General features: G+C 61.2%; 18 protein-coding genes. 8 read left to right on the plus strand and 10 right to left on the minus strand.

All coding sequences use genetic code 11. The features are described from left to right. Positions 1-68: 68 nt before the first annotated feature. The 6 genes from folK to thpR form a co-directional block, all read right to left on the minus strand. Complete coding sequence (folK, locus tag AACV31_RS20095; protein ID WP_165155932.1) at positions 69-548, minus strand: 2-amino-4-hydroxy-6-hydroxymethyldihydropteridine diphosphokinase; 480 nt, start codon at positions 546-548, stop codon at positions 69-71. Next, the gene (gene pcnB / locus AACV31_RS20100) at positions 545-1,945 is read right to left on the minus strand and encodes a polynucleotide adenylyltransferase PcnB (RefSeq protein WP_207552699.1); all 1,401 of its coding nucleotides are present in this window, start codon (positions 1,943-1,945) and stop codon (positions 545-547) included. The genes folK and pcnB overlap by 4 nt, the downstream gene beginning before the upstream one ends. A 52-nt stretch (positions 1,946-1,997) precedes the next feature. Beyond that, positions 1,998-2,894 carry a tRNA glutamyl-Q(34) synthetase GluQRS gene (gluQRS, locus tag AACV31_RS20105; RefSeq protein ID WP_165155934.1) on the minus strand — a complete coding sequence of 299 codons (897 nt, stop codon included), beginning with the start codon at positions 2,892-2,894 and terminating at the stop codon, positions 1,998-2,000. A 69-nt stretch (positions 2,895-2,963) separates the two neighbouring features. Further along, positions 2,964-3,419 (minus strand): RNA polymerase-binding protein DksA, encoded by a 456-nt coding sequence (gene dksA / locus AACV31_RS20110; RefSeq protein ID WP_001155227.1) that lies wholly within the window; start codon positions 3,417-3,419, stop codon positions 2,964-2,966. A gap of 178 nt (positions 3,420-3,597) precedes the next feature. Beyond that, positions 3,598-4,302, minus strand: a complete 705-nt coding sequence (sfsA, locus tag AACV31_RS20115) for a DNA/RNA nuclease SfsA (protein WP_165155936.1) — start codon at positions 4,300-4,302, stop codon at positions 3,598-3,600. A 9-nt stretch (positions 4,303-4,311) separates the two neighbouring features. Further along, positions 4,312-4,842: an RNA 2',3'-cyclic phosphodiesterase gene (gene thpR, locus AACV31_RS20120; protein WP_165155938.1), complete on the minus strand. Its 531-nt coding sequence runs from the start codon at positions 4,840-4,842 to the stop codon at positions 4,312-4,314. Positions 4,843-4,913: 71 nt separating this feature from the next. On the opposite strand from thpR, the gene hrpB reads away from it, so the two are divergent. The 6 genes from hrpB (at position 4,914) to fhuB (ending at position 16,135) form a co-directional block, all read left to right on the plus strand. Next, a complete protein-coding gene (gene hrpB / locus AACV31_RS20125; RefSeq protein ID WP_165155940.1) occupies positions 4,914-7,343 on the plus strand; it encodes an ATP-dependent helicase HrpB in 2,430 nt (809 codons plus the stop codon). A gap of 103 nt (positions 7,344-7,446) precedes the next feature. Further along, complete coding sequence (gene mrcB, locus AACV31_RS20130) at positions 7,447-9,966, plus strand: bifunctional glycosyl transferase/transpeptidase (protein ID WP_041923207.1); 2,520 nt, start codon at positions 7,447-7,449, stop codon at positions 9,964-9,966. A 274-nt stretch (positions 9,967-10,240) separates the two neighbouring features. Beyond that, positions 10,241-12,412 carry a ferrichrome porin FhuA gene (fhuA, locus tag AACV31_RS20135; RefSeq protein ID WP_165155942.1) on the plus strand — a complete coding sequence of 724 codons (2,172 nt, stop codon included), beginning with the start codon at positions 10,241-10,243 and terminating at the stop codon, positions 12,410-12,412. A 47-nt stretch (positions 12,413-12,459) separates the two neighbouring features. After that, positions 12,460-13,257: a Fe3+-hydroxamate ABC transporter ATP-binding protein FhuC gene (gene fhuC, locus AACV31_RS20140; RefSeq protein ID WP_105596931.1), complete on the plus strand. Its 798-nt coding sequence runs from the start codon at positions 12,460-12,462 to the stop codon at positions 13,255-13,257. Next, complete coding sequence (gene fhuD, locus AACV31_RS20145; RefSeq protein ID WP_165155944.1) at positions 13,257-14,153, plus strand: Fe(3+)-hydroxamate ABC transporter substrate-binding protein FhuD; 897 nt, start codon at positions 13,257-13,259, stop codon at positions 14,151-14,153. The genes fhuC and fhuD overlap by 1 nt, the downstream gene beginning before the upstream one ends. Continuing rightward, entirely contained in the window at positions 14,150-16,135 is a 1,986-nt protein-coding gene (fhuB, locus tag AACV31_RS20150; RefSeq protein ID WP_165155946.1) for a Fe(3+)-hydroxamate ABC transporter permease FhuB, read from the plus strand. The genes fhuD and fhuB overlap by 4 nt, the downstream gene beginning before the upstream one ends. A 181-nt stretch (positions 16,136-16,316) precedes the next feature. On the opposite strand, the gene hemL is transcribed toward fhuB, so the two are convergent. After that, a complete protein-coding gene (gene hemL, locus AACV31_RS20155; protein WP_165155948.1) occupies positions 16,317-17,597 on the minus strand; it encodes a glutamate-1-semialdehyde 2,1-aminomutase in 1,281 nt (426 codons plus the stop codon). A 173-nt stretch (positions 17,598-17,770) separates the two neighbouring features. Here hemL and clcA point away from each other — a divergent pair, with 173 nt between their 5' ends. Both clcA and erpA read left to right on the plus strand, forming a co-directional pair. Next, entirely contained in the window at positions 17,771-19,174 is a 1,404-nt protein-coding gene (gene clcA, locus AACV31_RS20160; protein WP_165155950.1) for a H(+)/Cl(-) exchange transporter ClcA, read from the plus strand. 81 nt (positions 19,175-19,255) lie between these two features. Continuing rightward, positions 19,256-19,600, plus strand: a complete 345-nt coding sequence (gene erpA / locus AACV31_RS20165; RefSeq protein ID WP_004386149.1) for an iron-sulfur cluster insertion protein ErpA — start codon at positions 19,256-19,258, stop codon at positions 19,598-19,600. A gap of 53 nt (positions 19,601-19,653) precedes the next feature. Here erpA and AACV31_RS20170 read toward each other — a convergent pair whose 3' ends face one another. Genes AACV31_RS20170 through mtnN form a run of 3 tightly spaced genes read right to left on the minus strand, consistent with a single transcriptional unit; the run spans position 19,654 to position 21,782 of the window. After that, positions 19,654-20,274, minus strand: a complete 621-nt coding sequence (locus tag AACV31_RS20170) for a TRIC cation channel family protein (protein ID WP_007769285.1) — start codon at positions 20,272-20,274, stop codon at positions 19,654-19,656. Positions 20,275-20,290: 16 nt separating this feature from the next. Continuing rightward, on the minus strand, positions 20,291-21,091 hold the full coding sequence (gene btuF / locus AACV31_RS20175; RefSeq protein ID WP_165155952.1) for a vitamin B12 ABC transporter substrate-binding protein BtuF: 801 nt from the start codon (positions 21,089-21,091) through the stop codon (positions 20,291-20,293). After that, the gene (mtnN, locus tag AACV31_RS20180; protein WP_165155954.1) at positions 21,084-21,782 is read right to left on the minus strand and encodes a 5'-methylthioadenosine/S-adenosylhomocysteine nucleosidase; all 699 of its coding nucleotides are present in this window, start codon (positions 21,780-21,782) and stop codon (positions 21,084-21,086) included. The genes btuF and mtnN overlap by 8 nt, the downstream gene beginning before the upstream one ends. Positions 21,783-21,830 lie beyond the last annotated feature (48 nt).

Consider the following 21,830-nt stretch of genomic DNA (forward strand, 5'->3'; position numbering starts at 1 on the left):
AAAAAGCAGTGTAAACGATGCGTTTACGGGAGGATACCGCGAGGAAATACGAAGGGGAACTTTTTGATTTACCAGTGGCGAATTGCTGAACAATCAAGGCGTTCGAGCACATCGGCCAGACGCTCGCCATCCGGGAAGCGCAGCGCGGGCGCTATCTCTGAAAGCGGCAGCAGCATAAAGGCGCGGTTTTTCATGTCGTAGTGGGGAACGGTCAGCCGCTCGGTGTTTATCGTCGCGTCGCCAAACAGCATGATATCGAGATCGAGCGTGCGCGGCCCCCAGCGCTCCGCTTTACGCACGCGCCCCTGCTCAAGCTCGATGCGCTGCGTGTTATCGAGAAGTGCTTCGGCGCTAAGCGTCGTCTCCAGCGCCACGGCGGCATTCAGGTAATCGGGCTGATCCTGCGGGCCAAGCGGCGGGGTGCGATAGAAAGAAGAGGTGGTCACGATGCGGCTGTGAGGAATACGCGCCAGCGCGGCCAGCGCGTTATTGACCTGAGAAAGCGGCTCGGCAAGATTGCTGCCGAGCGCGATAAAGGCCAGCGTCACGCGTTACCCTCGCGGCGCGGGGTGGTGCGACGACGTGGACGACGCGTACGGCGACGCGCGGCCGGTTCGTCGCCCAGATCGTTGAGCATATCTTTTTGCATCGGCGGCGCGGCGGACTGGAATTCACCCCACCAGTTCGTCAGGCGTTGCAGCTCGCTGTTGCTTTCCGCTTCGGCGCGCAGCGCCAGCAGATCGTAGGCGGCGCGGAATTTCGGATGCTCCATCAGCTTCCACGCGCGTTTGCCCTGACGGCGAGACAGGCGCAGTTGCAGCATCCAGATATCGCGGATAAGCGTCGTAATGCGTTTGGGAATAGCCAGCGAGCGGCAGGCTTCATCCAGCACGTCGTTCATGGCGAGCGCGAACGCGTCGTAGTAAGCAAGGCCGCTCTCCTGGGCGATTTTCTGCGCCATTTCGAGCTGCGGATACCAGAACATCGCGGCGAACAGAAACGCCGGATTCACGCGCATATCATTGTGAATGCGGTGATCGGTGTTCTTCAGTACCTGCGCGATGATGCGCTCCATCGGGCTGTCGCCTTTCTCGGTGAAATAGCGGCTGATGCCCGGGAACAGCGGCTGGAACAGGTTGTATTCGCACAGCAGGCGATACGTCGCATAGCCGTAACCGGCCTGCAACAGCTTCAGCGATTCTTCAAACAAACGCGCTGGCGGCACATCGTTCAGCAGCGTGGCAAGGCGCGGGATAGGCTCCCCGGTTTCCGGGCTGATGCGCATATCAAGGCGTGCGGCGAAGCGCACCGCGCGCAGCATACGGACCGGATCTTCGCGGTAGCGCGTTTCCGGATCGCCGATAAGACGAATAATGCCTTCGTTGAGATCGTTCAGGCCGCCGACATAATCACGTACCGTGAAATCGGCCACGCTGTAATAAAGGCTGTTGATGGTGAAATCGCGGCGCTGGGCGTCTTCTTCGATGGAGCCGAAAATGTTGTCGCGCAGCAGCATGCCGTTCTGGCCGCGCTGGGAGGTGGCGCGATCGCTTTCGCTCTCTTCGTGATGGCCGCGAAAGGTCGCCACTTCAATGATTTCCGGCCCGAACATCACGTGCGCCAGGCGGAAGCGACGGCCGACCAGGCGGCAGTTGCGGAACAGCTTACGGACCTGATCCGGCGTGGCGTTCGTGGTCACGTCAAAATCTTTCGGCTTTTTGCCAAGCAGCAGATCGCGCACACCGCCGCCGACAAGCCAGGCTTCATAGCCCGCTTTATTCAGGCGGTACATCACTTTAAGCGCGTTCTCGCTGATATCTTTGCGGGAGATAGCGTGCTGTTCACGCGGGATTATGGTTATGGCGGGCTGTGCGACGCCTTCGTCAACCACGCTCTCCTCGCGGTTTAACACCTTACGGCAAAAATTAGCGACTCGGGTAAAAATGGTGCACCTCGGTAGTGTCAGACTCTGGACAAAAAACAGCGGCTAATATAGCTCAGCGCAACGCATTTGAGAATGCCGGATTCGCGGCTACCGCCGCAGGCACCGCGCTGAGAACCCATTTTTCCACCGCCTGACGCAACAGCGCTTCGGTGGAAAGCGAACGCCAGTCGTCATCGACCGGCTGGTTTAAAAACCTCAGCGCCTCAACCAGCACTGGCCGCGGATCGCCTTCGGGCAGCGGCGGCGCGTGGTTCTGTTTGGAAAGCTTATTGCCATCCGGGTTCACCACCAGCGGCAGATGCACGTAATCCGGCGCCTGCCAGCCAAACTGCTGGTAGAGCGAAATCTGGCGCACCGTCGGCTCGATGAGATCCGCCCCGCGCACGATTTCCGTCACGCCCTGGAAATGATCGTCGACGACGACGGCCAGGTTATAGGCGAACAGGCCGTCGCGGCGGTGAATAATAAAATCTTCGCGGGCGAGCGCCGGGTCGGCGATGATTTCACCGCGCAGCGTATCGGTAAACGCCATAACCGGGTGCGTCTGCACCAGGCGTACGGCGGCGTTCTCCGGGCCGTGATGCAACGCGCGACAGTGGCCGTCGTAAATGCCGCCCCGTTGTTGAATGCGGCTGCGCGGGCAGGTGCAGTAGTAGCTTAGCCCGTGCTCGCGCAGGTACGCCAGCGCCTCGCGGTAGGCCTCGTGACGCTGCGACTGATACAGCACCTCGCCATCCCAGTGCAGGCCGTAATGCTCAAGCTGGCGCAAAATCGCGTCGGCGGCGCCCGGCACTTCGCGCGGCGGATCGATATCTTCGATACGCACAAGCCAGGTGCCCTGCAACGCACGGGCCTGAAGATAACTGCCGAGCGCGGCAATCAGCGAGCCGAAATGCAGTTCGCCGGAAGGTGAGGGGGCGAAACGCCCAACGTATGGCTTAACAGACATGGTGATGGCAGATATAAAAGAATACGGCGGGAAAATCCCGCCGTAAGTGTTATTAATTTGCGTCGGCGATTAGCCGGCCATCTGTTTTTCGCGGATTTCAGCGAGCGTCTTACAGTCGATGCACAGATCGGCGGTCGGACGGGCTTCCAGACGACGGATGCCGATTTCAACACCGCAGGATTCGCAGTAGCCGAAATCTTCGTCTTCCACTTTTTTCAGCGTTTTTTCAATCTTCTTGATAAGCTTGCGTTCGCGGTCGCGGTTACGCAGCTCAAGGCTGAACTCCTCTTCCTGGGCGGCACGGTCTACCGGATCCGGGAAGTTTGCAGCTTCATCCTGCATATGGGTTACGGTGCGATCGACTTCATCCCGGAGTTGATTACGCCATGCCTCAAGAATACGCCTGAAGTGCGCCAGCTGGGCTTCGTTCATATACTCTTCGCCCGGTTTCTCCTGATAAGGCTCCACCCCAGCGATGGCGAGAATACTCAGGGACGATGTTTTACGGTTTTGCCCTTCTTGCATGTTGCTTCTCCTTAACACGCACTATCGATCCCCTTCTCGGGGGAAAAATCAGGCCGCTATAAATAACAGAAGCTTTTCCGGATAGCAATTATCTAAACGTTACACTTGACAACCCTGTGAGGAAAAGCGTATTTGCGCACGCGGCCGTATCATTATTAGTCGATTGCGGATCAACTGGTTATAAGCGAACCGGCAAAGGCGACGTCAGCGTTATCTCACTGGCGGAAAGCGAGGCCTTCCAGGCCAGCACTTCCACCCCCTTGCGCTGCGCCTCGCTCAGGAGCTCGGCATAGCGTTCATCAATATGGCGCGCCGGGGCAACCTGCGTAATGGCGGAGTGCAGCACGGCGAACAACAGCACGGCGCGATCCCCTTGTTCCACTACGCTCATCAGCTCCCGCAAATGCTTCTGACCGCGCGCGGTCACCGCATCCGGGAAGTACCCTGAATCCTGCTCCGACAGCGTCACGGATTTCACCTCAATATAGCAGTTAACCTTGTCACTCGCCTGCAACATAAAGTCGATGCGGCTGCGTTCGGCGCCGTACTTGACTTCACTCTTCAGGCTCTCGTAACCGGCTAACGCAGGCAGCCTCTGCGCCTGCAAGGCCTCTTTCACCACCGTGTTGGCGCGCAGCGTATTCACGCAAATAAACGCGCCGTCACGGGTTTCAGTTAATTCCCAGGTGTGCGGATATTTGCGCGTCGCGACGCTTGAGGTGGAATACCAGACGGTATCCCCTGGCGTCGCGCAGCCGGTCATCGCACCGGTGTTCGGGCAGTGCAGGGTTAAGGTGTCGCCTTGCGGCGTGACCACATCGGCGAGAAAGCGCTTGTAGCGCTGAATCAGCCGGGCCGGTTGCAGTGCGGGCGTAAATTCCATGTCGCTTCCTTATGGGTTCAGAGACCAGCTTTGCAGCGGCTGGTAACGGGTACGTCCCTGTTCAAATCGCGATTCATACAGCACAAACTCCCGCACCGGAAGCTGCCAGCCAAACCCTGGCGGCGGCAGCCTGACCGGGTGCTGAGCGTTACGCAGTAATGTGACATGCGGATGAAAGGGTTGCGCGCTTTGTGGGCAACCGCTGCGCGCCGCCTGCGCACGCAGCAGATTCGCGAGCTGCAACAGGCCGCGCGGCGGCTGGCGGGAGCCGAGCCAGACCACCTGCGAGCGGGGCCAGTGCCCGGCGTCGTCGAGCGCAAGCGTAAACCCTGGCTGTTGAATACGCCCGGCAAGCGCGCTTAACGTGCGCTGTTTTTGCGCGCTGACGTCGCCTAAAAAGGCGAGCGTGATATGCAAATTCGCGGCGGCGATGGGCCTGCCCGCGTCGGGCGCAAAGCTTGCGGCGCGCCACTCAATAATGCGTTGCTGAAGGTCGGCTGGCAGCGGCAGCGCGAAAAACAGCCGTTTCTGGTCTGACATAGCGGTAACTCGTAATGATCGGGCGGAATGCTACAATGCGTGCCTTTCATAGTAACCCTCTGGAGCCTGTCGTGTCGTCTTTACCGGTCGCCGCCGTTTTACCTGACCTTCTCAACGCCCTGCAGCACGCGCCGCAGGTGCTGCTGTGCGCCCCGACCGGCGCCGGGAAATCGACCTGGCTGCCGCTGGAAATCTTAAAATCCGGCGGTCTGGACGGGAAAATCATTATGCTGGAGCCCAGACGGCTCGCGGCGCGCAACGTGGCGCAGCGTCTGGCGGATCTGCTCGGCGAGCCGTGCGGCGAAACCGTGGGCTACCGGATGCGCGCCGAAAGCTGCACCGGCCCGGCCACCCGGCTGGAAGTGGTGACCGAAGGCATTCTGACGCGGCTGTTGCAGCGCGACCCGGAGCTTTCCGGCGTGTCGCTGGTGATCCTCGATGAATTCCACGAGCGCAGCGTGCAGGCGGATCTCGCCCTGGCGCTGCTGCTCGATGTCCAGCAGGGGCTGCGTGACGATCTCAAGCTGCTGATTATGTCTGCGACGCTGGACAACGCGCGCCTGCAGGCGATGCTGCCGCAGGCGCCGACGGTGGTGTCTGAAGGGCGCAGCTTCCCGGTGGAGCGGCGCTACCAGACGCTCTCTGCGCATCAGCGTTTCGATGAGGCGGTGGCGCAGGCCGTGAGCGGCTTGCTGCGTGAAGAATCCGGTTCGCTGCTGCTGTTTTTACCGGGCGTCGGCGAGATCCAGCGGGTGCAGACGCAGCTTGCAGAACGTGTGGGGCGCGATGTGCTGCTGTGTCCGCTCTACGGCGCGCTGCCGCTCGCCGAGCAGCGCAAGGCTATCCTGCCCGCGCCGTCCGGCTTTCGCAAAGTGGTGCTCGCCACCAATATCGCGGAAACCAGTCTGACCATCGAAGGCATCCGGCTGGTGGTGGACAGCGCCCAGGAGCGCGTGGCGCGCTTTGACGCCCGCACTGGCCTGACGCGGCTTATCACGCAGCGCATCAGCCAGGCGTCGATGACCCAGCGCGCCGGCCGCGCCGGACGCCTTGAGCCGGGCATCTGTCTGCATCTTCTCCCGAAAGAGCAGGCGGAGCGCGCCGCCGCGCAGTCTGAAGCCGAAATTACCCAAAGCGATCTCTCCGGGCTGCTGCTGGAGCTGCTGATGTGGGGATGCCGAGACGTAACGGATCTCCAGTGGCTGGATCTGCCGCCCGCGGCGAACCTTGCCGCCGCGCGCGAACTGCTCACCGCGCTGGGCGCGCTGAAAGACGGTCAGCTCACCGCGCGCGGACGCCAGATGGCGCAGTTTGGCAACGATCCGCGCCTCGCCGCGATGCTGGCCTGCGCAGAAGGCGCTGACGCTCAGGCGACGGCGGCGCGGCTCGCCGCAATACTCGAAGAGCCGCCTCGCGGGGCGGAGGCGGATTTGCGCAGCGCCTTTTCCCGCAGCCAGGGCAACTGGCAGGCCCGCTGCGCGCAACTGATGAAGCGGCTTAACGCCCGCGGCGGCACGCCGTCGCTCTCTTTTGCACCCGCGCTGTTGGCCTGCGCGTTCAGCGACCGTATCGCGCGCCGTCGCGGTCAGGAGGGGCGCTATCAGCTCGCCAACGGCATGGGCGCGATGCTCAGTCAGGACGACGCGCTGACGCGCTATGAGTGGCTTATCGCGCCGCTGCTGCTTCAGAGCAGCCACAGCGCCGACGCGCGCATTTTACAGGCGCTGCCGCTCGACATCGACGCGCTCATTGACGCATGCCCGCATCTGCTGAGCCAGCGCGATTCGCTGGAGTGGAATGACGAACAGGGCACGCTGCGCGCGCAGCGTCGCTGGCAGGTTGGGCAACTGGTGCTGAAAACCCAGCCGCTCTCAAAGCCTTCCGAAGAGGAGCTTCACCAGGCGATGCTTAACGGCATTCGCGAAAAAGGGCTTTCTGTTCTTAACTGGACGCCAGAGGCGGAGCAGTTGCGCCTGCGTTTGCAGTGCGCGGCGCGTTTTCTGCCGGAACATCCGTGGCCGGACGTCAGCGACGAGGCGCTGCTGGCCTCGCTCGATGTCTGGCTGTTACCCGCGCTTCGCGGCGTACATTCGCTGCGCGCGCTGAAAAATATCAATCTCGCCCAGGCGCTGCTGCATTTACTCGACTGGACGCAGCGGCAACGGCTGGATAGTGCGCTGCCAGAGCATTACACTGTGCCGACCGGCAGCCGGATAGCGATTCGCTATCATGAGGAAAACCCACCGGCGCTGGCCGTGCGCATTCAGGAGATGTTCGGTGAGGCCGACACGCCGGTTATCGCCGAAGGCCGGGTGCCGCTCACCCTTGAACTGCTTTCGCCCGCCCAGCGACCGCTACAGATCACGCGCGATCTCAGCGCGTTCTGGCGCGGCGCCTGGAAAGAGGTGCAGAAAGAGATGAAAGGGCGCTACCCGAAACATGTCTGGCCGGACGATCCGGCGAATGCGCAGCCGACCCGGCGCACCAAAAAGTATCAGTAACGACGGCCTTGCCGTCGTGATGATTTGAGAGCTTTCTTCTTCCGCCTGCGGGCGGAAGAGCCAAGAATCTGGCCTTTGCGCCTGTACGTTGTGGAGAAAAAGCATGGCGGGGAATGACCGCGAACCTATCGGACGCAAAGGACGACCGACGCGTCCGACTAAACAGAAGGTAAGCCGTCGTCGTCTCAGGGAAGAGGATTATGACGATGAGTATGAAGACGATGATGAGGAGCCGATGCCGCGTAAAGTAAAAGGCAAAAAAGGCAAGGGCGGCAAACGCCGCTGGCTGTGGCTTCTGTTAAAGCTGTTTGTGATTTTTGTGGTGTTGCTGGTTATTTACGGCGTCTATCTCGATCAAAAAATCCGCAGCCGTATCGATGGCAAAGTCTGGCAACTGCCGGCGGCGGTCTATGGGCGCATGGTTAACCTTGAGCCGGATATGACCATCAGCAAGCAGGAGATGGTGAAGCTGCTGGAGGCGACGCAGTATCGTCAGGTGACGAAAATGACGCGCCCTGGCGAATTTACCGTCCAGGCGAACAGCATTGAGATGATTCGCCGTCCGTTCGATTTCCCGGACAGCAAAGAGGGGCAGATCCGCGCGCGCCTGGAGTTTGACGGCGACCATCTGGCCTCTATCGAGAACATGGACAGCAACCGTAACTTCGGTTTCTTCCGCCTCGATCCGCGGCTGATTACGATGCTGTCATCGCCCAACGGCGAGCAGCGCCTGTTTGTGCCGCGCTCCGGCTTCCCGGATCTGCTGGTCGATACGCTGGTCGCGACGGAAGACCGCCACTTCTATGAGCATGACGGCATCAGCGTCTGGTCGATTGGTCGCGCGGTGCTGGCGAACCTGACGGCGGGCCGCGCGGTGCAGGGCGGCAGTACGCTGACGCAGCAGCTGGTGAAAAACCTGTTCCTGACTAACAAGCGCACCCTGTGGCGTAAAGCCAACGAAGCGTACATGGCGCTTATCATGGACGCGCGTTATGACAAGGATCGTATCCTTGAGCTGTACCTGAACGAGGTGTATCTCGGTCAGAGCGGCGACGATCAGATCCGCGGTTTCCCGCTGGCGAGCCTTTACTACTTCGGCCGTCCGGTGGAAGAGCTGAGCCTCGATCAGCAGGCGTTGCTGGTGGGCATGGTGAAGGGCGCGTCGCTCTATAACCCATGGCGTAACCCGAAACTGGCGCTGGAGCGTCGTAACCTCGTGCTGCGCCTGCTCCAGGAGCAAAAGGTCATCGACCAGGAGCTCTACGACATGCTGAGCGCCCGCCCGCTGGGGGTGCAGCCGCGCGGCGGCGTCATCTCCCCGCAGCCGGCGTTTATGCAGATGGTGCGTCAGGAGTTGCAGGCGAAGCTTGGCGACAAAGTGAAAGATCTCTCCGGCGTGAAGATTTTCACCACGTTTGACTCGGTCGCGCAGGATGCGGCGGAGAAAGCGGCGGTGGAAGGTATTCCGGCGCTGATTAAACAGCGCAAGCTGAAGGATCTGGAAACCGCGATGGTGGTGGTGGACCGTTTCACCGGCGAAGTCCGTGCGATGGTCGGCGGCGCGAATCCGCAGTTCGCGGGCTATAACCGCGCCATGCAGGCGCGCCGCTCGATTGGCTCGCTCGCCAAACCGGCGACCTACCTGACCGCGCTAAGTCAGCCAAACACGTACCGTCTCAACACCTGGATCGCCGATGCGCCGATCGCCCTGCGCCAGCCGAACGGGCAGGTGTGGTCGCCGCAGAACGACGATCACCGCTACAGCGGCCAGGTGATGCTGGTGGATGCGCTGACGCGCTCCATGAACGTGCCGACCGTCAACCTCGGTATGGCACTGGGGCTGCCCGCCGTGACCGAGACCTGGAAAAAACTCGGCGCGCCGGAAAATCAGCTGCATCCGGTTCCGGCTATGCTGCTCGGCGCGCTGAACCTGACGCCGGTTGAAGTGGCGCAGGCGTTCCAGACCATCGCGAGCGGCGGCAATCGCGCCCAGCTTTCCGTGCTGCGTTCGGTGATCGCCGAAGATGGCAGCGTGCTGTATCAGAGCTTCCCGCAGTCGGAGCGCGCCGTACCGGCGCAGGCCGCCTACCTGACGCTCTGGACGATGCAGCAGGTCGTGCAGCGCGGCACCGGCCATGCGCTGGCGGTGAAATTCCCGAAACTGCATCTCGCCGGGAAAACGGGGACCACCAACAACAACGTCGACACCTGGTTTGCCGGTATCGACGGGCGTGAAGTGGTGATCACCTGGGTGGGACGCGATAATAACCAGCCGACCAAACTCTACGGGGCCAGCGGCGCGATGGCGATTTACCAGCGCTATCTGACCAATCAGTCGCCGATCCCGCTGGATCTGACGCCGCCTGAAGATATCGTCGACATGGGCGTTGATGATATGGGCAATTTCCTGTGCGGCGGCGGTGGTATGCGTACGCTGCCGGTCTGGACCAGCGATCCGAATGCGCTCTGCCAGCAGAGCCAGCCGGTCGCGCCGTCGGGCAATCCGTTCGATCAGTCCGCGCCGCAGCAGCCGCAACAGCAGCAGCCTCAACAGGCGCCGCAGCAGGAAGAGAAGAGCGACGGCGTCGCGGGCTGGATTAAAGATATGTTCGGCAGCAACTGACGTCCGCTTCGGTGACACAGGGCTTAGCGCCTCTCCGGCTTCGGCGGGAGCAGGGCTAAGCCCTTTTTTATTGTCACGGGTCTTTAAAGTGCCGATAACGTTTCGATAGCCGCTGATTAACCAGATAATTTCCTCTGGTGATTAATTGGGCCATTGGCCGCCCGCGCTGCGCCAGGCGCTTGCTATATAAACAACCTTTCGCATATCATCTCGGGCGCATAATAATAATTCTCGTTTACGTTATCATTTGTCACTATCACTCAGAGAAATTAGCATGGCGCGTTCTACTCACACTCAGATCAATACCAGGATTTGCAGACTGGTGGTTGTTGTTGCAACGGCGTGCGGCGGTTTTGCCGCCTCCGCGTTAGCCGCCGACGGCCAGAAAGAGGAAACCATCACCGTTTCCGCTGCTGCTGCGCAGGAGAGCGCCTGGGGCCCGGCCCCGACCATTGCGGCAAAACGTTCCGCGACCGCCACCAAAACCGATACGCCGATTGAAAAAACGCCGCAGTCCGTGTCCGTCGTGACGCGCGAAGAGATGGACATGCATCAGTCTCAGTCGGTGAAAGAAGCGCTGGGCTATACGCCGGGCGTGGTCGTCAGCAACCGTGGCGCCTCTACCACTTATGACTTTGTCAGCATTCGCGGGTTTACGTCCGTGGGCTTAAGCCAGAACAACTATCTGGATGGGCTGAAACTGCAGGGCAACTTTTACAACGATGCGGTTATCGACCCTTACATGCTGGAGCGCGTTGAACTGATGCGCGGCCCGACGTCCGTGCTTTATGGTAAGAGCAACCCCGGCGGCATTATCGCGATGGTCAGCAAGCGTCCGACCACCGAACCGCTGCATGAAGTCCAGTTCAAAATGGGCACGGATAATCTTTACCAGACCGGTTTTGACTTCAGCGACTCTCTGGACGATAACGGCGAGTTTTCTTACCGCCTGACCGGCGTGGCGCGCTCGAACGATCAGCAGCAGGTTAACGCTAAACAGAAACGCTACGCGATTGCGCCGTCGTTTACCTGGCGTCCTGATGAAAACACGAATTTCACGTTCCTTTCTTATTTCCAGAACGAACCGCAAACCGGCTACTACGGCTGGCTGCCGAAAGAGGGAACGGTCGAACCGTTACCGAACGGCAAACGTATCGGCAGCGATTTTAACGAAGGCGCGTCTAATAACTCCTATTCCCGCAACCAGAAAATGGTGGGGTATAGCTTCGAGCACGCTTTCGACGACACCTTTACCGTGCGTCAGAACCTGCGTTTTGCAGAGATGAAAACGGCGCAGCAGAGCGTCTACGGCACAGGCGTTCAGGCCGATGGCCATACGCTGAACCGCGGCACCGTCGTTGATAACGAGCGTCTGCAGAACTTCAGCGTCGATACCCAACTGCAAAGCAAATTCGCCACCGGCGCTCTGGACCATACGCTGCTGACCGGCGTCGATTTCATGCGTATGCGCAACGACATCAATGCCGCGTTTGGCTCAGCGCCAGCCATCGATCTTTACGGCTCTTACACGCCGGAAGACTTTGATTTTGGTAATGCCGAGCCATATCAGCTTAACGAAACGAAACAGACCGGTATTTACGTTCAGGATCAGGCTGAATGGGATAAATGGGTGTTTACGCTCGGCGGCCGCTATGACTGGTCTCAACAAGGGACGACCGTACGGGCTGATGGTGGTTCTATTGAGCGCAACGACCACCAGTTTACCTGGCGCGGCGGCGTGAACTACCTGTTCGACAACGGTATTTCCCCGTACGTTAGCTACAGCCAGTCTTTCGAGCCGAACGCTTTTGATCTCTACAGCACGCCGCGCATGGCTTTTGCGCCGTCTAAAGGCGAGCAGTATGAAGCGGGCGTGAAATATGTGCCGAAAGATATGCCTATCGTGATTACCGGCGCGGTGTATCAGTTGACCAAAACCAACACGCTGACTACCGATCCTAATGATGCAACCTTACAGGTGCCATCGGGTGAAGTGCGCTCACGCGGTGTCGAGCTGGAAGCCAAAGCCGCAGTTAACGCGAACATCAACGTGACGGCGTCTTACACCTATATTGATGCGGAATACACCAAAGACACCAATCTCAAAGGCAATCACGTTGAGCAGGTGCCGCGCAATATGGGCTCGCTGTGGGGCGATTACACGTTTAATAATGGCCCGCTCTCCGGGCTGACGATTGGCACCGGCGGTCGCTTTATCGGCTCCAGCTACGGCGATCCGACGAATACCTTTAAAGTCGGTAGCGCCGCGGTCATGGACGCTGTGGTCAAATATGACCTCGCGCGAGTGGGCCTGCCAGGCTCAAGCGTTGCGGTAAACGTTAATAACCTCCTTGACCGTGAATATGTCTCCAGTTGCTTCCAGACCTATGGTTGTTTCTGGGGCGCGGAACGTCAGGTTACGGCGACCGCCACATTCCGCTTCTGATCCGTCTTCGGGCACGCCTGCGCGTGCCCTTCAACAAGTTGGCTACCATGCAGGACAAAATTTCCCCGCCCGATGCTGGTTTTTCGTTAAAAGATCTCACTTTTCGTGTGCCCGGACGCACGCTGCTGCATCCCTTATCGCTCACCTTTCCGGCGGGCAAAGTCACCGGTCTCATCGGCCATAACGGCTCCGGCAAATCCACGCTACTGAAAATGCTGGGGCGTCACCAGAAACCCTCCGGGGGAGACATTCTGCTGAACGGCGAGCCGCTCGCGGACTGGAACAGCAAAGCGTTCGCGCGTGAAGTCGCGTATCTGCCGCAGCAACTGCCCGCCGCGGAGGGCATGACGGTGCGTGAACTGGTGGCGATTGGCCGCTACCCGTGGCACGGCGCGCTCGGGCGTTTCGGGGCGGAAGATCGCGAACGGGTGGAGGAAGCGATTACTCTGGTAGGGCTTAAACCCCTTGCGCACCGGCTGGTGGACAGCCTTTCCGGCGGTGAGCGCCAGCGCGCCTGGATAGCCATGCTGGTGGCGCAGAACAGCCGCTGCCTGCTGCTCGACGAGCCGACCTCGGCGCTGGATATCGCCCATCAGGTTGACGTGCTGGCGCTGATTCACCGCTTAAGCCAGCAGCGCGGGTTAACGGTGATCGCGGTGCTGCACGACATCAACATGGCGGCGCGTTACTGCGACCATCTGGTGGCGCTGCGCGGCGGGGAGATGATAGCTCAGGGCAGCCCGCTTGAACTTATGAACGGCGAAACGCTGCAACAGATTTATGGCATTCCGATGGGCATTCTGCCGCATCCGGCGGGCCTGGCACCCGTGAGCTTTGTCTGCTGATGCGCGATATTCTCTCTACGCCTTTCAGCCGTCGGCGTCTGATGACGGCGATGGCCCTCTCGCCGCTGATGTGGCACATGGCGAAAGCCCGTGCGGCATCGGTGGATCTCAAACGTATCGTGGCGCTCGAATGGCTGCCCGTCGAACAGCTTATCGCGCTCGGCGTGGTGCCTTTCGCGGTCGCGGATGTGCCGAACTATCGCCTGTGGGTTGACTACCCGCCGCTGCCGGATTCCGTTATCGACGTCGGGCTGCGTACCGAGCCGAATCTGGAGCTGCTTACCCAGCTTCAGCCATCGCTGATGATCTGGTCGGCCGGTTATGGCCCCGCGGAGGCGCAGCTTAAGCGTATCGCGCCTGGTATGGGCGTGACGTTTACCGACGGCAAGGCGCCGCTTGCCATGGCGCGCCAGTCGCTAGTAGCGCTGGCCGCACGGCTGGGGCTGGAGAGCGCGGCGCAGGCTCACCTTGATGAGTTTGAACGGTTCCTGACGCAGATGAAGCTGCGCTTTGCGGGCCGCGGCCAGCGTCCGCTGCTGATGATGTCGTTACTGGACTCACGCCACGCGCTAACGCTCGGTACGAACAGCCTGTTCCAGCCGGTGCTGGATGCGGTAAATATTCCCAACGCCTGGCAGGATAAGACCAATTTCTGGGGCAGCGCGATTGTCGGCGTCGAGCGCCTCGCGCAGTTCCGCGACGCTGACGTCATCTGCTTTGAGCATGGCGATGATCAGGCGATGCGCCAGCTTGCCGCCACGCCGCTCTGGCAGGCGATGCCGTTTGTGCGCGAGGGCCGGTTTCAGCGCGTGCCCGCCGTCTGGTTTTACGGCGCGACGCTTTCGGCGATGCGCTTTGGCCGCGTGCTGGATAACGCGCTGGGAGGCCGGGCATGAGACAACGTTCTTTGCTGTTCCCGGCGCTGTTGCTGGGGCTGTTGTTCGCGCTGGCGCTCGGTCTGAGCTGGGCTAACCTGAACGCCTGGCTGCCGCGCGCGCAATGGGGCGAGGCGCTGTGGCGCCCGGATATCGACGCCATCGACCAGATGCTGTTCCACTACAGCCTGCTGCCGCGCTTTGCGGTGTCGCTGTTAGTCGGCGCGGGGCTTGGGCTGGTGGGCGTGCTGTTTCAGCAGGTGTTGCGTAACCCGCTTGCGGAGCCGACCACGCTTGGCGTGGCGACCGGCGCGCAGCTTGGCGTGACCGTAGCGACGCTCTGGGCGTTGCCGGGCGGCGTGCTGACCGCGCAGTTCGCGGCGCTGGCCGGAGCCTGCGTGGTCGGGGTGCTGGTGTTCGGCGTCGCCTGGGGTAAACGTCTCTCGCCGGTCACGCTCATTCTGGCGGGCCTGGTGGTGAGCCTCTATTGCGGCGCCGTCAATCAACTGCTGGTGCTGTTCCACCACGATCAGCTGCAAAGCATGTTTTTATGGAGCACCGGCGCGCTTAACCAGAACGACTGGAGCGTGGCGGCGCGGCTGTGGCCGCAACTGCTGGCGGGCTTTTTACTGACGCTGCTGCTGCTGCGCCCGCTTACCCTGATGGGGCTGGACGACGGCGTGGCGCGCAATCTGGGGCTGGCGCTGTCGCTGGCGCGGCTCGCGACGCTGACGCTGGCGATTGTCATCAGCGCGCTGCTGGTCAACGCGGTCGGGATCATCGGGTTTATCGGCCTGTTCGCGCCGCTGCTCGCGAAAATGCTCGGCGCGCGTCGGCTGCTGGCGCGGCTGTTGTTGGCCGCATTCATTGGCGCGCTGCTGCTGTGGCTGTCGGATCAGTTTATCCTCTGGCTCTCCCGCGTCTGGCTGGAAGTGTCTACCGGGATGGCGACGGCGCTGTTTGGCGCGCCGCTGTTGCTATGGCTCCTGCCGCGTCTGCGTACCATGAGCGCGCCGGCGATGAATGCGGGCGACACGATCCCGGCCGAGCGCGGGCAGGTAGGGCGCTGGGCGCTGGGCGGGCTGTTGCTGTTACTGGGCGTGGCGGCGCTGGCGCTCTGTTTTGGTCGCGACGCGAATGGCTGGGTATGGGCGCAGGGCGACGTGCTGCGCGAACTGCTGGGCTGGCGCTGGCCGCGCGTGCTGGCGGCGATGTGCGCGGGCACCATGCTGGCGGCGGCGGGCTGTATTATCCAGCGGCTGACCGGCAACCCGATGGCGAGCCCGGAAGTGCTGGGCATCAGTTCCGGCGCCGCGTTCGGCGTAGTGTTGATGCTGCTGTTCGTGCCGGGCGACGCGTTTGGCTGGCTGCTGCCGGCGGGCAGCGTCGGGGCGGCGGCGACGCTGATGATTATTCTGATGGCCGCCGGACGCGGCGGGTTTTCGCCGCACCGGATGTTGCTCGCCGGGATGGCGCTCAGCACCGCGTTTACGATGCTGCTGGTGATGCTTCAGGCGAGCGGCGATCCGCGTATGGCGCAGGTGATCACCTGGATCTCCGGCTCCACTTACAGCGTGACGCCGCAGCAGGCGCGCAATTCGTTGTGGGTGATGCTGGCGCTGCTGGCGTTGACGCCGCTGTGCCGTCGCTGGCTGACGGTGCTGCCGCTCGGCGGCGAGACCGCGCGTGCGGTGGGGATGGCGCTGACGCCGACCCGCATCGTGCTGCTGTTGCTGGCCTCGGCGCTGACCGCGGCGGCGACGCTGACCATCGGGCCGCTGAGCTTTATCGGGCTGATGGCGCCGCACATTACGCGGATGCTCGGTTTTCGCCGCGCGTTGCCGCAGCTGGTTATCGCCTCATTGCTGGGCGGTATGCTGATGATGCTGGCGGACTGGGCGGGGCGGATGGCGATGTTCCCGTACCAGATCCCGGCGGGGCTGTTGGCGACGTTTATTGGCGCGCCGTATTTCGTGTATTTGTTGCGTAAGCAGAGCCGTTAATCAGAAGGCAGGGCGCTGGAGGGGGAAATGGTGGGTGCGCTGCGCTTACCCACCCTACATGGGGCGTTGTGTTGGTGAAAAGGTGGGTGCGCTTACGCTTACCCACCCTACATAGACTCACCTTTGTCGATGCATCGTAGGGCGGGTAAGCGTAAGCGCACCCGCCACGGTCAAAAAAACCTTACAGCTTCGCGAACACCCGGCGCGCGGCGTCGATGGTGTTGTTGATATCCTCTTCGCTGTGCGCGACGGACATAAAGCCCGCTTCAAACGCCGACGGCGCGAAGTACACGCCTTCTTCCAGCATCAGATGGAAGAAACGCTTAAAGCGCTCGACATCGCATTTCACCACATCCTGATAGCAGGTCACGCTGTCGGCATCGGTAAAGAAGAAACCGAACATCCCGCCGACGTGGTTCACCACCAGCGGCACGCCTGCGTCCCGCGCGGCGTCCAGCAGGCCGTCCGCCAGTTGGGTCGTCAGCGCGTCAAGGGTACTGTGCACGCCAGGCTGCGCCACTTCGCTCAGGCAGGCGAAGCCTGCCGCCATCGCGATCGGGTTGCCGGAGAGCGTGCCCGCCTGATAAACCGGGCCGGTCGGCGCCAGCGCTTCCATCACTTCGCGACGTCCGCCGAACGCGCCCACCGGCATACCGCCGCCGATGATTTTGCCAAGACAGGTGAGATCCGGCACCACGTTGTAGTACGCCTGCGCGCCCGCCAGCGCGACGCGGAAACCCGTCATCACTTCATCAATGATCAGCAGCGCGCCGAATTCGTCGCACAGCGCCCGCAGGCCCGGCAGGAAATCGGGCTGCGGCGGAATGCAGTTCATGTTGCCCGCCACAGGCTCAACGATGATGCACGCGATATCCTGCGGGTAACGCTCGAAGGCTTCGCGCACGGAGGCGAGATCGTTATAGGTGCAGGTCAGAGTATGTTTCGCGAAATCCGCCGGTACGCCTGGCGAGTTCGGCTGGCCGAGGGTCAGCGCGCCGGAACCCGCTTTCACCAGCAGGTGATCCGCGTGGCCGTGGTAGCAGCCTTCGAATTTGATGATTTTATCGCGGCCGGTAAAGCCGCGCGCCAGGCGGATAGCGCTCATGGTCGCCTCGGTGCCGGAGTTCACCATACGCACCATATCCATCGTCGGCACCAGATCGGTAACGAGCTGCGCCATTTTCACTTCCATCTCTGTCGGCGCGCCGAAGCTCAGGCCGCGCTGCACCGCTTCAATCACCGCGTTGCGAATCGCCGGGTGGTTGTGGCCCAGCACCATCGGGCCCCAGGAGCCGACGTAGTCGATATAGGCTTTGCCGTCGGCGTCATAGAGATAAGCCCCGTCCGCCCGTTCGATAAACAGCGGCGTGCCGCCCACGCCGGTAAAGGCGCGCACCGGCGAGTTAACGCCGCCTGGGATAAGTTCGCGGGCGGCGGCAAAGAGGTTTTCAGACTTACTCATGAATCGGCTCCTGATTCGGGGAAAAGAGGGATAACGGGTTATTCTAAGTCATCCCTTCCTGGTTATGAAAGTTTTGCCCGATTAAACCCCGACAGCGGGCAGGGCTTTTTTGAATGACGCCGTCGCGCGGCGTATAATACGTAGCCTGAATGAATCCCGGAGAATCTGTTCGCATGAACCCGCAGACGACATCCCCACGCCGCGTCAGAGGATTTCAACACGCCGCTGTTATCCGCCAGTTACTGTCGCGCGACAAAACACCGTTGACAATTTTACTGCTGGCGACGCTCACCGGCCTGTTGACAGGGCTTGCGGGCGTGGCGTTTGAAAAATCGGTCGCCTGGGTCACGGCGCATCGTATTGAAGGACTGGCGCAGGTGGCGGACAGTCCCTGGCTCGTCTGGCTGCTGGCGTTTCTGTTTTCCGCGCTGCTGGCGATGGCAGGGTATTTTCTGGTGCGCCGCTTCGCGCCGGAGGCGGGCGGTTCAGGCATTCCTGAAATCGAAGGGGCGCTGGAGGAGTTACGTCCGGTGCGCTGGTGGCGCGTGCTGCCGGTGAAGTTTTTCGGCGGTATGGGCACGCTCGGCGCGGGCATGGTGCTCGGACGCGAAGGCCCGATGGTGCAGATGGGCGGCAATATCGGGCGCATGGTGCTGGATATTTTTCACCGTCCGGACGCCGAGGCGCGCCATACGTTGCTGGCAACGGGGGCGGCGGCGGGCCTTGCGGCGGCCTTTAACGCGCCGCTCGCGGGCATCCTGTTTATTATCGAAGAGATGCGCACGCAGTTTCACTACAGCCTTATCTCCATTAAAGCGGTGTTCACCGGCGTCATTATGTCGACCATTGTCTTTCGCATTTTCAATGGCGAAGGGTCGGTGATTGAGGTGGGGCAACTGGCCGACGCGCCCGTCTACACGCTCTGGCTCTATCTGCTACTGGGCATTATTTTCGGTGCGGTGGGACCGCTGTTTAACCGTCTGGTGCTGGGGATGCAGGATGTGTTCGCACGTATTCATGGCGGAAATATCACCCGCTGGGTATTGCTTGGCGGCGTTATCGGCGGCACGTGCGGCCTGCTGGCGTTGTGGGAGCCTGCGGCAGCGGGCGGCGGATTTGGCCTGATCCCCATCGCGGCGGCGGGCAATTTTACCATCGGTATGATGCTGTTTATTTTCATCGCGCGCGTGCTGACGACGGTGTTCTGTTTTTCCTCCGGCGCGCCGGGCGGGATTTTCGCCCCGATGCTGGCGCTCGGCACGCTGCTTGGCAGCGCGTTCGGCATGGCCTGCGCCGCCTGGTTCCCGGACTGGCATCTACAGGCGGGCACATTTGCTATCGCCGGGATGGGCGCACTGCTTGCCGCCTCGGTCAGAGCGCCGATTACGGGCATCGTGCTGGTGCTGGAGATGACCGATAATTACCAGCTCATTTTGCCAATGATTATTACCTGTCTCGGCGCGACACTGCTCGCCCAGTTCCTCGGCGGCAAGCCGCTCTATTCTACGATCCTCGCGCGAACGCTTGCGAAACAGGAGGCGGAGCGACAGGCGCAGGCCGACGGGCGGAATACTTGAACGATTTACCAGGGTAATAGATAATGGCCCTAAAGATCGGGTTATTCTTTGCCCGATTGCTGGTTTCAACGGGAGCAAAAAATGAGTGATGACGTAGCGCTGCCGCTGCAGTTTACCGACGCAGCAGCCAATAAAGTAAAAAGCCTGATCGCCGATGAGGACAACCCGAATCTCAAGCTGCGCGTCTACATCACCGGTGGTGGTTGCAGCGGCTTCCAGTATGGTTTTACCTTTGATGACCAGATCAATGATGGCGATATGACTATCGAGAAGCAGGGCGTGTCGCTGGTCGTTGACCCGATGAGCCTGCAATATCTGGTCGGCGGCGCGGTGGATTACACCGAAGGCCTCGAAGGCTCGCGCTTCGTGGTGAACAACCCGAACGCCACCAGCACCTGCGGGTGTGGTTCTTCCTTCAGCATCTGATTGCCTTGCTGAAACAAAAAAGCCGTGTTTTAAGACACGGCTTTTTTTATGGCTTACGCTTTTTCGTCCAGCGCGAAGGTGGGGAGCTTGAGATGCCAGCGGATCGCCGCAAGCCGTATCGCAAGCGTCACCGCCATGCCCATCATACTCGCCTGCTCCAGCGGCACCGCAAAGGTATAAAACGCCGTCGCATGGACGATGCCGCCCACGATGCACGCGGTGGCGTAGATTTCGGTCCGCAGGATCATCGGGATTTCGCGCGCCAGCACGTCGCGAATAATGCCGCCGCCGACGCCCGTCACTACGCCCATGCAAATCGCCACCAGCGGGCCGGTGCCGGCCATAAACGCTTTATTCACCCCGATGCCGACAAACACCGCGAGCCCGACGGCGTCCAGCACCGGCAGCACCCATTTCGGCAGGCGACGCGGCTGGCGCACCAGCGCAATCGTCAGCAGACACGTCACCATCGCCACCACCAGATCGGTGGGATCTTTCACCCAGAAAACCGGACCATGATCGAGCGCCATATCGCGGATCGTACCGCCGCCCACCGCGGTCACCACGCCCAGCACCAGTACGCCGAAAGGATCCATACGCAGTTTGCCCGCCAGCAAAACGCCGGAGATGGCAAACACCGCGGTGCCAATAATATCCAGCCAGTAAACCAGCATGATGTTCCTCGACTCGTTATTTTACCTCCGCCAGCGCCTGGCAGAGCTGATTCGCGGCGAGGATAATACGCGGGCCGGCGCGTTCAAACCAGTCATCGTTAATGCTTATGATCGGGACATTAAGCTGAGGCCGCCAGAACTGCCGCGTGGCGGTGACGGACGTCTCGCCGCCGGTGATAATCACCGCCGCAGGATGGCGCGCCAGCACCTGTTCGCGGCTCACCTGCGGCCAGGGAACGGGGCTGTCGGCGAAAATATTCTCGCCGCCGCAGGTCTCGACTATCTCATTCTGGATAGACGCGTGGTTGGTGGTGAAGAGCGGGCGCGTACCAAACTGCACAAAGACGCGCTTTTTCGGCTGGCCTTTATAACGCGCGGCGAGTGAGCGCCAGCGCTGTTCGAGCTCACGCGCCGCCGCCTGCGCCTTTTCCGGCGTCGGGCTGTAAGGCGCAAGCGCGCGCAGCGCGTCGGCCACCTGCGCGACATTTTGCGGATCGAGCCAGAGCACGTGGATGCCGAGCGATGTGAGCTGATTTATCTGCCGCTCCGGATTGCCGCCGCGCCAGGCGACCAGCAGATCGGGTTTGAGCGCCGCGATACGCTCCACGTTCATCCCTTGCCAGTTCGCGACCTGTTCGAGATGACGCGCGGCGTCGGGGTAGTCAGAGTAAGCGCTGACCGCAACCGGCGTAATGCCAGCGGCAAAGGCGAGTTCGGTATTGGCGGGGGAGAGGGTAATCACCCGCGGCGCGGCAAAAAGCCACGCCGGGAGGACAAACAGGGCGACAAGCGCCCTGTTAAGCCAGCGTTTAGCCACGGTTCAGGCTCGTGAGCAGCGTTTCGACCATCAGGCTCGACTGCTTCGCCGCCACCGCCAGGAACTCTTCAAAGCTCAGGTGCGACTGCTGATCCGCAACGTCAGAAATGGCGCGCACCACGACAAACGGCACGCCGAAGTTATGGCAGACGTGACCAATCGCGGTCGCTTCCATCTCAACGGCAATCGCCTGCGGGAAGTTATGGCGGATTTTCGCGAGGTTCACGGAGCCGTTGATAAAGGCGTCGCCGCTCACTACCAGCCCGCGTACTGCGTGCAGGTTGAGCTGTTCGATCGTTTCCTGCGCCGCCGCGATCAGTTTTTCATCGGCCTTGAACGCTGCCGGGCAGCCCGCCATCTGGCCATATTCGTAGCCGAACGCGGTCACGTCGGCGTCGTGATAGCGCACTTCGTCGGACACCACGATGTCGCCCACTTTCAGCGACGGCGCGAGACCGCCCGCCGAGCCGGTATTGATAATCACGTCAGGTTTGCAGTGCTCCAGCAGCAGCGTCGCGCCCATCGCGGCGGAAACTTTACCGATGCCCGATTTCAGCAGCGCCACGTCCACGCCATTGAGCGCGCCGGTGTAAATTTCGCAGCCGGCGATATTCAGGGTCTGGCGGTCGTCGATTTTGTCACGCAGCAGCGTCACTTCTTCTTCCATTGCGCCAATAATGCCTGCTTTCATAGAGATACTCGCTAAATGATGGATTCAGAGGCATAGTCTATCATGGCA

It is taken from the genome of Cronobacter sp. EKM101R, assembly GCF_963888145.1.
Lineage (GTDB): Bacteria > Pseudomonadota > Gammaproteobacteria > Enterobacterales > Enterobacteriaceae > Cronobacter > Cronobacter turicensis.